12 protein-coding genes are annotated in these 12448 nt (G+C 69.8%); all 12 read right to left on the bottom strand.

The genetic code is table 11. The features are described 5' to 3' along the window. Positions 1-233: 233 nt before the first annotated feature. The 12 genes from IEZ24_RS02305 to IEZ24_RS22520 all read right to left on the bottom strand — a co-directional run bounded on the left by IEZ24_RS02305 (position 234) and on the right by IEZ24_RS22520 (position 12271). Positions 234-1016, bottom strand: a complete 783-nt coding sequence (locus IEZ24_RS02305) for a J domain-containing protein (protein WP_129453258.1) — start codon at positions 1014-1016, stop codon at positions 234-236. Further along, positions 1013-1699, bottom strand: coding sequence for a hypothetical protein (locus tag IEZ24_RS02300; protein ID WP_129453257.1), 687 nt, complete (start codon positions 1697-1699; stop codon positions 1013-1015). The genes IEZ24_RS02305 and IEZ24_RS02300 overlap by 4 nt, the downstream gene beginning before the upstream one ends. 64 nt (positions 1700-1763) lie before the next feature. After that, positions 1764-3077 (bottom strand): MCE family protein, encoded by a 1314-nt coding sequence (locus IEZ24_RS02295; RefSeq protein ID WP_129453256.1) that lies wholly within the window; start codon positions 3075-3077, stop codon positions 1764-1766. Next, a complete protein-coding gene (locus IEZ24_RS02290) occupies positions 3074-4483 on the bottom strand; it encodes an MCE family protein (protein ID WP_129453255.1) in 1410 nt (469 codons plus the stop codon). The genes IEZ24_RS02295 and IEZ24_RS02290 overlap by 4 nt, the downstream gene beginning before the upstream one ends. After that, positions 4483-5649, bottom strand: a complete 1167-nt coding sequence (locus tag IEZ24_RS02285; protein ID WP_129453254.1) for an MCE family protein — start codon at positions 5647-5649, stop codon at positions 4483-4485. Before IEZ24_RS02285 ends, IEZ24_RS02290 begins: the two co-directional genes overlap by 1 nt. A 3-nt stretch (positions 5650-5652) precedes the next feature. Next, on the bottom strand, positions 5653-6615 hold the full coding sequence (locus IEZ24_RS02280) for an MCE family protein (RefSeq protein ID WP_129453253.1): 963 nt from the start codon (positions 6613-6615) through the stop codon (positions 5653-5655). Beyond that, entirely contained in the window at positions 6612-7649 is a 1038-nt protein-coding gene (locus tag IEZ24_RS02275; RefSeq protein ID WP_129453252.1) for an MCE family protein, read from the bottom strand. Before IEZ24_RS02275 ends, IEZ24_RS02280 begins: the two co-directional genes overlap by 4 nt. Beyond that, on the bottom strand, positions 7646-8920 hold the full coding sequence (locus IEZ24_RS02270; RefSeq protein WP_129453251.1) for an MCE family protein: 1275 nt from the start codon (positions 8918-8920) through the stop codon (positions 7646-7648). Before IEZ24_RS02270 ends, IEZ24_RS02275 begins: the two co-directional genes overlap by 4 nt. Positions 8921-8927: 7 nt before the next feature. Next, positions 8928-9752: an MlaE family ABC transporter permease gene (locus tag IEZ24_RS02265; protein ID WP_129453250.1), complete on the bottom strand. Its 825-nt coding sequence runs from the start codon at positions 9750-9752 to the stop codon at positions 8928-8930. Position 9753: 1 nt separating this feature from the next. Beyond that, positions 9754-10539 carry an MlaE family ABC transporter permease gene (locus tag IEZ24_RS02260; RefSeq protein ID WP_129453249.1) on the bottom strand — a complete coding sequence of 262 codons (786 nt, stop codon included), beginning with the start codon at positions 10537-10539 and terminating at the stop codon, positions 9754-9756. A gap of 6 nt (positions 10540-10545) precedes the next feature. Then, positions 10546-11502: an ABC transporter ATP-binding protein gene (locus IEZ24_RS02255; protein WP_129453248.1), complete on the bottom strand. Its 957-nt coding sequence runs from the start codon at positions 11500-11502 to the stop codon at positions 10546-10548. 475 nt (positions 11503-11977) lie between these two features. Further along, entirely contained in the window at positions 11978-12271 is a 294-nt protein-coding gene (locus IEZ24_RS22520; RefSeq protein ID WP_129453247.1) for a CPCC family cysteine-rich protein, read from the bottom strand. Positions 12272-12448 lie beyond the last annotated feature (177 nt).

Raw genomic sequence — 12448 nt, 5'->3', positions numbered from 1 at the left:
CTCACAAATGATCCAAGTGATCTCGGCGCCGGCCGACCACCGCAACAGCCGTCCGGAAGGCGTCGGGCATCTGAGGGCAGGCGCAAGGACCCACACTAGCGCACATCGGGACACGCCTCAAACGCGAGGTCGAATTCCGGAGGTCCGGTTGCCACGCGTTGGCGTCGACTATGAACGCCGAAGCCTCCCGGGTCAAGCAGAACGCGCCGATCCGCGCGTGCCGTCCGGCCCGCTCACCCCTGGACGGGTGAGGTCGTCAGGTCGTCGACGAGCCACTCGCCGTCGACGAGCTGCATCGCCACGGTCACCTGGTCCTTGTAGACCACGGGCTCGGCGTTGAGCTTGTTGGTCGTCGGGCGATCCACGAAGACGAGCACCTGGACCCGGTCGGCCGCGGCGCGCACGATGCCGGAGGCGATCACGTCGGCGGTGACCCGGGTCTGGGTCTGCGGGGCGTTGTCCTCGAGGACCGTGAAGAGCTTGTCGTACTCCTCGCGGTAGCCGCCGGTCATCAGCGCCTGCGCGGCCCGCTGGTCGGCCTCGAGGGTCTCGTAGTCGTAGGACAGGACGGGCACGACGGCCCGCTCGGCCGCGACCTGCGCCTCGCGCGCCGCGGAGTCGTCGCCCTCGTCGCCGGCGGTCCACATCCACGCCGTCGCTGCCACGAGGCCGGCAGCCAGCACGCCGAGGCCGGCGAGCAGCCACGAGGGGACGTCACCGGACCCCGCAGTGGCCCGCTCGCGCTCGCCCTCGACGTCGGACAGCGCGGGCGCGTCCTCGGCGGGCGGGGCGTCGGCCACGGCGGCCGGGGAGCTGCGCTCGGCGTCCAGCCCGGCGTCGTACGCCTCGCGCGCGGCCGGGTCGAGCAGCACCTTGGCTGCGCGGTTGAGGGTCTCGAAGCGGCGGTCGCCGGGCTCGAGGTCGGCGATCTGGGCCTTCCAGGCGGCCCGGACGTCCTCGGTCGAGGCGTCGCGGGGCACGTCGAGGAGGTCGTACCAGGTGGGTGCGTCGCTCACGGCGTGCTCCCCTCGGTGGTGCCGGTGCCCGTCGCCGGGTCACCGGACTCGGCGGGGGCGCTCACCGGGGTGAAGTCGTCGACGAGCCACTCCCCCTCGATCCTCACCAGGTCGACGGTGAAGCGGAACGGCAGCGGCTCCTGGTCGACGGTGCGGGCCTTGTCGCCCGTGCCCTGGGTGTAGCTGTCGGTGAACGCGCCCGCCACCAGGACGCGCGCGGAGTCGTCGTCGACGCTGGACACCGCGGTGGCGAAGACCTCGGCGCTGCGGGTGATGCCGCCCTGCGCGACCAGCTGCTCCGCCGTGGCGACCTCCTTGTCGAAGTCGGCCGCGAACTTGGGGGTGATGACCTCGCGTACCTGCTCGCGGTAGGCGGGCATCTGGCCGGAGTCGTCGAGCATGTCGGGGCTGTAGGTGCCGAGGCGCTTGACGAACTGGTCGGTGAGGCTCATCGCCTGCTCGCGCTCGCGGGGCAGGTCGAGCCCGCCCGACGCGGACGAGCGGCCGCCGGCGGCCATCCAGACGAGCAGCACGACGCAGGTCACCACGACGGCGGCGAGGACCCCCGCCAGCACCCGCCGCAGGCGGGTGCGTCGCGGTGCGCCGGCGGTGTCCGGCGGCGCGGACCCCGCGGACAGCTCGGCCTGGTCGTCGCGGACGGACGTGTCGGTCAGCACGGGCATGTTGTTCCCTCCCTCGAGAACGTCGGGGCCACCCTCCCGGGGCCCTGTCTGTCTCACTGGTGGTCTAACGAGGCTCCCCCTCCGGGGTCACGCCTCCGGCCAGCAGGGGCTCCAGGTAGAGCCACTTCCAGGAGTCCCGGCCCAGGGTGCCCGGCGCGGAGGCACGAGATCCCACCAGCCGCCGGATCTCGGCCGGGTCGGAGGTGACGGCGCCTGACTCCGGGTCGTACGCGAAGTCGGCCGTCCCCCACCCGGTCGCCGCCCGGGGTGCCTGGATGTTCTGCGCGCCGCGGGCGTTGGACTTCGAGGCGGGCTCGGTGCAGCGGGCGTCCTCGTTCATCGGCGCGTTGCTGCCGTCGAGCGGCGAGCGCCGGTCGGTGCCCTCGTAGCCGCCGAGGCACACGTGCGGCTCGGACGTCATCACCATGCCGAAGTGGGCGTCGTAGAGGCCGGTGCCCGGCGACTTCGACACGACCGTGTAGCCGCCCTCGACCACGTAGGGGTAGAGCACGAGCAGCTGCTCGATGCCGTCGAGGTGCTTGACCACGACCTCGCCGGTGGTGACCAGGTTGTTGATCAGGTCGCCGAGCTCGACCTCGTTGTCCTCGAGGAAGACGCGCAGCTCGTTGGCCCCGAGCGAGCCGTCCTCGATCAGGCGTCGCAGGTCCTTGTCGTTGTCGGCCACCGTGGTGGTGAACAGCGACAGGTCGCGGGCGAAGCGCCGGAACGCGCCCTCGGAGTCGATCTGGCCGTTGAGCACCGTGTTGCTGTCGCGGATCAGGTCCACGGTGACGTCGAAGTTCTGGTCGGCGGCGGTGATGAACTGGTCGCTGCTGTCGAGGATCGTCTGGAGGTCCTCCCCCGCCCCGTTGAAGGCCAGGCCGAACTCGGAGGTGACGGTGCGGAGGTCGTCCTCGTCGACGCTGCGGACCGTCTCGTCGAGGTTCGTGAGCAGCGTGTCCGTCGCGATCGGGGTGGTCGTCAGCTCCCGCGCGATCTCGGACCCGTCCTCGAGGTAGGGGCCGCGGTCGCTCTGCGGCTGGAGCTCGACGTACTGCTCGCCGACGGCGGACCGGTTGCCGACGAGCGCGTGGGCGTCGGCCGGGATGTCGTCGTGCTCGTCGTCGATGTCGAGGACCAGGTCCACGCCGTCGTCGGTGAGCACCAGCTCGCGGACCTCGCCGACGCGTACGCCGCGGTAGGAGACCAGCGCGCCGGCGAACGCCCCGCCGGAGTCGGCGAAGTGGGCGGTCACGGTGTAGCTCTGGTCCATCAGGAGACGGTCCAGCCGCGCGTAGCGGGCGCCCACGAAGCTGACGCCCACCAGTGTGATGATGGCGAAGACGAGCAGCTGGAGCTTGGTCCGACGGGTGATCATCGCTGCACCATCCCCGGGATCAGCAGGCTGACGAGGTCGGGGTCGTAGGCCTCCATGAGGTCACCCATCGTCGGGTTGCCCGGGCGCGGCTCCTCGCGGGTGCCCGCGCGGGGCAGGCCGGTCGGGACGAGCGTCGGCAGGAGCGTGGACGGGATCGGCAGGGACGGCTCGGGCGGCAGGCCGGGGATCGAGTTGAGCTCGCGGCAGACGTCCTTGTCCTTGTTCTCCGACTTCGCGCACTCCTCGCGCAGCCGGGTGAGCTTCTCGAGGTTGGCGAGCACCTTGGCGCAGGCCTCGCTGGTGAGCGAGCCGCTCTGCAGGCAGGCCAGGACGTCGTTGACCACGACGGTCGGGTCGATGACCGTCGGGAGGTTGGTCGGCAGCGTCGGCGTGCTGGTCAGGCCACCCTGGACGTCGACGTCGAGGGTGATCGAGAGGTTGGTGTAGTCGCCCATGTGCAGGTTGCGGGCGACCTGGGGGTCGCGGCCCACGACCTCGTCGACGAACGGGTAGGTGAGGAAGACGTGGAAGGCGTTGGTGAAGTCGTCGCCGGAGGCCGCCAGCTGGGTGAGCACCGGGTCGAGCCGCTCGAGCGAGGCGATGGTCGCCCCCTTGGAGCGGGCGATGACGTCGACGGCCACATCGGAGAGGTCGTTGAGCGCGGCGAGCATCTCCACCAGGTCGTCGCGCTGGCGGTCGATCGAGTCGAGCGCGCTGGGCAGCTCGTCGAGGGCCTTGTCGATCGTCGGGAGCTGCTTCTCCGCGGCCAGCGCGAGGCGGTTGAGCGACTCGATCGCGGCGACGATGTCGGCCTTGTTCTCGTCGAGCTGCCCGGTGAAGGTGCGCAGGTTGCGCAGCACCGACCTCGCCGACTCCTCGCGACCCTCCAGGGCCTTGTTGAGCTCCTGGGTGATGGTCTTGAGCTGCGCGACGCCGCCGCCGTTGAGCAGCAGGCTCAGGGCGCCGAGCACCTCCTCGACCTCCGGGTTGCGGCCGGCGCGCTCGATCGGGATGGTGTCGCCGTCGCCGAGGGGGTTGCTGCTGGCGCCCTCCTCGGGCGCGCTGAGCTCGACGAACTTCTCGCCGAGCAGGCTGGTCTGCCGCAGCTCCGCGACGGCGTTGTCGGGCAGCTCCACGTCGCGGCGCACCGCGAGGGTGACGAGTGCCTGGTAGCCCTCGAGGTCGATGTCGGTCACCTTGCCGACGCTGACGTCGTTGACCTTCACCGTCGACTGGGGCACGAGGTCGAGGACGTCGGCGAACTCGACCTTGACCGTCATCGGGTCCTCACCCACGTCGGGGCCGCCCGGCAGCGGCAGGGAGTAGACGCTGGCGTCGCAGCCCGCGAGGAGCAGCGAGCCGAGCATGCCGAGCACGAGTGCCCTGAGGCCGGCCTGGGGGCGCATCACCGCTCCTCCCTGTCGGTGGCGGCAGCGTCGGGTGCGACGAGGCCGCCGAGCGTCGGGTCGAACACGTCCTGCGCCGGCAGCACGGCGGTCTCGCCGAGGGCACCCGCGCGCGGCCGGGCGAGCAGCTGGGTGATCCGGTCGCAGACCTGGCCCGACCGCTCGACCTGCCCGACGAACCCGCACAGGAACGCGGCCGGGTCGAGCTCGAGCTGGTTGATCGACTCGCCGAAGTTGGCCCGGGTGTCGAGCGTGCCGGCCTGCGGGTTGTAGGTCAGCGCGAGGTTGTTGAGCGCTCCCGGGGCGACGCGCAGGATCTCGTCGAGGGCCCCGCGCTGGCGTACGAGCACCTTGGCCACCCGGTTGAGGCCGGTGATGTTTCGGCTCAGCGAGCCCTTGTTCTCCTCGACGAACTCCTTGACCGCGGTCAGCGCCACGGACAGGTTCCTGGTCGCCGCGACCAGCTCCTCGCGCTCGCCGGCGAGCATCGTGGAGACGTCGGCGAGGGACTGGTTGAACTGGCGGACGGTCTGGTCGTTGTCGGCGAGGGTCTCCATGAAGTTGCCGAGCGCCTCGACCGAGCCGAAGAGCTCGTCGGAGTTGCCGGCCAGCGTGGCGCTGAGGCGGGAGTAGTCCCGGAGGGTCTGGCGGAAGGTCGTGCCCTGGCCGCCGAAATTGTCGGCGGTCACCGACAACAGGTCGGACAGGGCGCCGGTCCGGTTGGCGCCGCGCGGGCCGAGCGCCACGTTGAGGCGGTCGAGGCTGTCGTAGATCTGGTCGAGCTCGAGCGGCTGCGACGTGTCCTCCACGCTGAGCTCGGCGCCGTCGGCGAGGACCTCCCCGGTGCCGGAGTAGGCCGGGGTGAGCTGGACGTAGCGGTCACCGACGACCGACGGCGCGATGATGACGGCCTTGGCGTCGGCCGGCAGCTTGACGTCGTCGTACGTCATCGTCACGGTCACGTCGGTGCCGGTGGGCTCGACGCGGGTCACGGTGCCGACGGGCACGCCCAGGACGCGGACGTCGCTGCCCTCGTAGACCGAGATCGCCCGCGGGAAGTGCGCGACGACGGTGCGGGAGGTGTCGCCGCCGAGGACGCTGACGGCCGCCGCGACGACGAAGCCGAGCACGATGAGGGGGACGAGGATGCGCTTCACGAGGTCCATGGGTCAGCCCACCTGCGGGACGGGAGGGAAGTTGGAGATCCAGGTGTCGAACCACGGACCGGTGCCGAGGGTGTTGGCGAAGACGCGGTAGAACGGCGCCATCAGCCGCAGGCTGCTGTCGAGGTTGTCCTCGTTCTTGTTGAGCACCGCGATGACGTTCTCGAGGTGCGCCAGCGCCGGCTTGAGGTCCTCGCGCGACTGGTCGATGAGCCTGGTGAGCTCCTTGGACAGGGTGGTGCTGGAGACCAGCAGGTCGTGCACGGCCTCCCGGCGGGCCACGAGGGCGCGGAACAGCACGTCGCTGTCCTCCATCAGCCTGATGATGTCCCGGTCACGCTCGTCGAGGACCGTGGAGACCCGCTCGAGGTTGACCAGCAGCGTGTTGAGCTGCTCGTCCTTGGCGGCGATGTTGGCCGAGAGCCGGCTCAGTCCGTCGAGCGCCCCGCGGAACTCCTCGGGGGTGTTGCGGGTGAGGTCGGCCAGCGTGGTCAGCGACTCGGCGAGCTGGTCGGTGTCGATCTGCTCGGAGGTCGAGGCCAGTCCCTCGAACGCCTCGACCACGTCGAACGGCGAGGACGTGCGCGCGGCCGGGATGGTGGCCCCCTCGTCGAGCTGGCCGCCACCGGCCGGCTCGAGGGCGAGGAACATCGACCCGAGGATCGTCTTGACCTTGATGGCGGCGCGCGTGTCGGCGCCGAACTCGGCGGCGTCGTCGACCTTGAAGCTCACCTTGACCTCGTTGCCGGCCAGCTCGATCTCGTCGACCTTGCCGACGCGTACGCCCGCGATGCGGACCTCGTCGTTGACCTTGAGCCCGCCGGCCTCGGTGAACATCGCGTGGTAGGTGTCGCCGCCGCCGATGACCGGGAGGTCGTCGGCGCGCAGGGCTGCGACCAGCACCATCGCCAGCACGACGATGCTGACGGCGCCGACGACGACCGGATTGCGTTCGCGGAAAGGTTTCATCCCAGATCACACCTGTCGGAGCCGGTGTTGTACTTCACCGGGACCTGCACGTTGCCGGGCAGGTTGACCCGGCCCTGGAACTCGCAGAGGTAGAAGTTGAAGAACGAGCCGTAGATCGCGGTGCGGCCGATCTTGTTGAGCTTGATCGGCAGGACCTGGATGGCGCGGTCGAGCTCGGCCTTGTTCTTGTCGATGTTGCCCGCGACCGCCCGCAGCTCCTTGATGTCCTTGACGAACGGCTCGCGGATGCCGTCGATCAGCGAGGCCGTCTCGACCGACAGGGCCGAGACCTCCTCGAGGGAGCCGAGGATCGCGTTGCGGTCCTTCTTGAGGCCGCCGACCAGCGTGCGGAACGACCTGATCAGGCGGGTCAGCTGCTGGTCGCGGTCGGCGACGTGGTCGAGGACGAGGGAGAGGTTGTCGATGAGGTCGCCGATCACCTCGTCGCGGTCGGCCAGCGTGGAGGTGACCGACGCGGTGTGTGCGAGCAGTCCCTCGAGCGTCCCGCCCTCGCCCTGGAAGACCTGGATCAGCTCGAAGGAGAGCTGGTTGACGTCCTCGGGCGAGAGGGCCTGGAACAGCGGCTTGAAGCCGTTGAACAGCACGGTGAGGTCGAGCGCCGCCTTGGTGCGCGAGACCGGGATCGTCGAGCCGGCCGGCAGCCGCTGGGTGTCGCCGACCTCCTGCGTGAGGGAGATGTAGCGCTGGCCGACGAGGTTGCGGTAGCGGATGGCGGCGTTGGTCCCGCCGTTGACCGAGGTCTCCTCGTCGACGGAGAAGGTGATGAGCGCGCGGGTGCGGTCGACGATCTCGACGTCGTCGACCGTGCCGACCCGTACGCCGGCGACGCGGATGTCGTCGCCCTTGTTGACGCCGGTGGCGTCGGTGAACTCCGCGCGGTACTGGCGCGAGGAGCCGAAGCCGAGGTTGCCGATCGTGACGACGAGGACGGTCGTGGCGAGCGAGGTGACGACCACGAAGACCAGGAGCTTGAACAGGTCGACGGACGTCTTCTTGTCGAGGAGCTGGCTCATCGCAGCGACACCTCCGCCCCGCGCGCCATCGGACCGACGAGGAGGACGCCGAGGTCGGGCACGTCGTCGGCGCTGAGACCGAGCCCGGGCGCGAGCAGCGCCTTGAGGAGGGCGGCCTCGTCGCGGCCGCCGGCGTAGCCGGCAGAGGTGCCGGACCAGCCGGGACCGACCCGGCTGGTGCCCTTGCCGGTGGGCTCGTCGACGCCGTCGACGAAGTTCGGCTGGTGGGTCACGGGGTTGCTCTGCGACCACGGCGGGCTGGGCAGCCGGCCGCAGTAGGGGCCCCGCTTGTCGCCGTAGACCGGCGCGTCGGCGGCGGTGTAGCCGCGCGGCTGGTTGGGCAGCGTCTCCAGCACGATGTGGAGGGTGAAGCCGCGGAACGCCTCGGCCTGCAGCTTGCCGGCGCCGACGATGCCGCCGAGCAGGCACGGGTAGCCGGGGGCGTAGCGGGCGAACACCTCGAGCTGCTCGGCACCGAGGTCGGCCAGGCGCACCAGGTTGTCGCCGTTGGCGCGGGTGAACCGGTCGGCGACGGCGGCGAACTTCGACACGTCGTTGAAGAGCGCCTTCAGCTTCTCCTCGCGGTCCTCCAGCGTGGAGGTCGTGGTGATCGTGTTGCGCAGGATCGTGGCGACCTCGGGCAGCACGTCGGCGTACGTGTCCGAGACCTCGGCCGTCAGGCGCAGGTCCTCGACGAGCGCTGGGAGCTCGGGATTGAAGCGGGTGAGGTAGCGGTCGAGGGTCTCGAGGGTCTCGCCGAGCTGCTCGCCGCGACCCTCGAGCGCCGTGGCGACGGCGTTGAGGGTCATGTTGAGGTCGGCGGGCTGGACGGCTCGCAGCAGCGGGTAGAGGTCGCTGAGCACCTGCTCGACCTCGATGGAGAGGTCGGTGCGCTCGATGACGTCGCCGTCGGCGATGGGCTCGGCGGAGGAGCCGCCGTCGGGCACGTCGAGCGAGACGAACTTCTCGCCGAACAGGGTCTTGGGCAGGATCGAGGCCGTGACGTCGCTCGGGATGTCGGTGGTGCGGTCCTGGTAGAGCCCGAGGGTGATCTCGGCCCCCTCGGCGGTGGGCTCGTAGTCGAGCACCTCGCCGACGATGACGCCCTTGATCTTCACGTCGGCGCGCTGCGGCAGCTGCAGCCCGATACGGGACGCCTGGAGGGTCACCTCGTCGTAGTCGCTGAACTTCTTGGTGAACACTCCGTAGGTCGCCCACACGGCGGCCAGCATCAGGACGAGGAACACCACTCCCAGGGCCTTGGTCTTCATCGCGCCCTCACCCCGCCAACCGCACGGTCGTGGACGCGCCCCAGATGGCCATGGACATCAGTAGGTCGAGCACGTTGATGGCGACGATGCTGGTGCGCACGGCACGCCCGACGGCGACACCGACGCCGGCGGGACCGCCGGACGCGTTGTAGCCGTGGTAGCAGTGGATCAGGATCACGGTGACGGCGAAGACGAGGACCTTGCCGAAGGACCACAGCACGTCGCCCGGTGGCAGGAACGCGTTGAAGTAGTGGTCGTAGGTGCCGGAGGACTGCCCGTAGATCTGCGTCACCACGAGCCGGCTGGCGAAGTAGGACGAGAGCAGGCCGACGACGTAGAGCGGGATGATCGCGATCAGGCCGCCCACCACGCGGGTGGCGACGAGGAACGGCATCGACGGGATCGCCATCACCTCGAGGGCGTCGACCTCCTCGGAGATGCGCATCGCGCCGAGCTGGGCGGTGAAGCCGCACCCGACGGTGGCGGCGAGCGCGATGCCGGCGACCAGCGGGGCGATCTCGCGGGTGTTGAAGTAGGCCGAGACGAACCCGGAGAAGGCCGCCGTGCCGAGCTGGTTGAGCGCGGCGTAGCCCGACAGGCCGACCTGCGCGCCGGTGAAGAAGGTCATGCCGATGATCACGCCGACGGTGCCGCCGATGACCGCGAGGGCACCCGAGCCGAGGGTGACCTCGGCGAGGATCCGCATGATCTCGCGGGGGTAGCGGGTCACCGACCGCGGCACCGACCGCAGCACCTTGAGGTGGAAGGCCAGCTGGCCCCCCAGGTCGTCGAGGGAGGAGAGCGGCTTGGCGTAGACGTCCTTGAGAGCCATGTCATCCGCCCTTCGGGGGCACGACCTGGAGGTAGATCATGCTCAGGACGAAGTTGGCCACGAAGAGCAGCAGGAACGTGATCACCACGGACTCGTTGACGGCGTCGCCGACGCCCTTCGGTCCACCCTTGGCGTTCATGCCCTTGTAGGACGCGACGATCGCGGCGATGAGGCCGAACACCAGCGCCTTGATGAGGCCGATCCAGAGGTCGGGCAGCTGGGCCAGCGCGGTGAAGCTGGCGAGGTAGGCGCCGGGGGTGCCGTCCTGGAGGATGACGTTGAAGACGTAGCCGCCGGTCACCCCGACCACGCTGACCATGCCGTTGAGGAAGAACGCCACGAGCATGCAGGCGAGCACGCGGGGCACCACCAGGCGCTGGATCGGGTCGATCCCGAGCACCATCATCGCGTCGAGCTCCTCGCGGATCTTGCGCGCGCCGAGGTCGGCGGCGATCGCCGACCCGCCCGCGCCCGCGATCAGCAGCGCCGTCCCGATCGGCGCGGCCTGCTGGATCACCGCCAGCACCGACGCGGAGCCGGTGAAGGACTGGGCACCGAACTGCTTGATCAGCCCGCCTACCTGGAGCGCGATCACGGCACCGAACGGGATGGCCACCAGGGCCGTCGGGATGATCGTCACCGACGCGATGAACCACGACTGCTGGATGAACTCGCGCAGCTGGAAGGGGCGCCTGAACAGCCCCCGGAAGACGTCGAGGGCGAAGGCGAAGAGGTTGCCCGCGACCCCGATGGGGGCGAGCGCGCGCGACGAGAGTGACGTGGACACGGTGTCTCAGACCCCCGGGGCCAGGCCGGCGTTGCTGGACTCGAAGGACCCGGGCGGCGGGGTCACGCCGTTCTCGCGGCACCACTCCCCCGCGGGTCGCTGGCTGCGCCGCGGGATGCCGTTGGACGGGTCGAGCTGCAGCGGGATCGGCGGCAGCGGCGGAAGCTCCTGCCCGGCCTCCGCGGCGAGCTCGTCGGCGTCCTTCTCCTCCGACATGCCGATGGGCCCGACGCGCTGGGCGTTGAGGAACTGGCGCACGACCGGCTCCTCGGAGCTGAGCAGCTGCTCGCGCGGGCCGAACATCGCGAGGTGGCGGTGGTAGAGCAGCCCGATGTTGTCGGGCACCGTGCGCGCGGTGTTGATGTCGTGCGTGACGATGAGGAAGGTGGCGTCGATCTGGGCGTTGAGGTCGACGATCAGCTGGTTGAGGAACGCTGTGCGCACCGGGTCGAGGCCGGAGTCGGGCTCGTCGAAGAGCACGATCTCGGGGTCGAGCACGAGCGCGCGGGCGAGGCCGGCGCGCTTGCGCATGCCGCCGGAGATCTCCCCCGGGAGCTTGTCCTCGGCACCGAGGAGGCCGACGAGGTCCATCTTCTCCATGACGATGTCGCGGACCTCGGACTCGGACTTCTTCGTGTGCTCGCGCAGCGGGAAGGCGACGTTGTCGTAGAGGTTCATCGAGCCGAACATCGCGCCGTCCTGGAACAGCACGCCGAACAGCTTGCGGATCTCGTAGAGGTCGCGCTCGGAGCAGCTGGCGATGTCGGTGCCCTCGATGATGATCGAGCCCTTGTCGGGCTTCAGCAGCCCGATGAGGGTCTTGAGGAAGACCGACTTGCCGGTGCCCGACGGGCCGAGCATCACGCAGATCTCGCCCGCGGGGACGGTCAGCGTCACGTCGCCCCAGATGAGCTGCTTGCCGAAGGACTTCGTGAGGTCGTTGACCTGGATCTCGACACCCATGTGCACCCTCCTCTGCCGTCTGGCTCCCTGGCTCGCGCCGGGCTCCCGTCCCGCGCTACTACTGGGTAGACAACGCGGCAGGTCGCGAGAGGTTACGGACGGGATGAGATGGTCGTCACCACCCTCTGGGAGGGGCAGGCCGGGCCGGCTGCCGGTTTAGCTCGACCATGCGGACGTGCCGATCGGCGGACTGTGTGGCGGCCGCGCGCCGTTGCTGGCTGCGGGTGAGCCGCACCCCGCGCCCCACGGATGTGGCTGAGGCACCGGTAGGGGTGCGCGCAACATCCGGACCTGCTGAGATGCGGTCGTGCCGCAGAGGTCATGGCTGGTGGTCACGTCCGCGACCGGCCCGCATGACGTCGGCCGGAACGTCATGGGTTCAGGTCGTCTCAACAGCCGCACACCATGACGTTGCCAGCTCCGCTGTGGCGTCGACTCGAAGGTCTGGATGACCGGATCTGCCGATGAGCGAGCGTTAGCCGTTCTCCACAAAGGGACGCCAGTCCGGGTCCAGTGGTTCGTCTTCTCGCGGAGGCCGAGCGCAGAAGTGCGGCGGCGCGTCGCAGGCGACCCGACCATCCTGCCGGTACCGCGCCTGTCCCTCGGCGAGACTGATGCCGTTCGGCCCCTCTCCCCATTGCTGTGGGTTGTCCGTAGACACTCCATCGTCCTCCCACAGGCATACCGGGCATATCTCATACGTCGCCGCTTCTGGGAGCGTTCGATGCCCGCAGCACGGGCAGGTGTACTTCTCGGCGCGCGTGCTCATAGGGCCAAGGATGCCCTGCCTACAGCCTACGAGGGAGGAACGTCCGCTCATGGCACCCCTCTGTGTCAAGACGCAGCAGTGAGTGGAGTTCTAGGGTGTTGCGTGGCGGGTCCGGGAAGTGGCTTGTCCGAAGAGTTGGTGTGGGGCTGTGAGCCGGCCGCGCTGGAGTCAGAGTCG

Origin of the sequence: Nocardioides ganghwensis (assembly GCF_014779655.1) — a bacterium.
Taxonomy (GTDB): Bacteria; Actinomycetota; Actinomycetes; order Propionibacteriales; family Nocardioidaceae; genus Nocardioides; species Nocardioides ganghwensis.
This window is presented reverse-complemented; position numbering and strand designations above follow the sequence as displayed.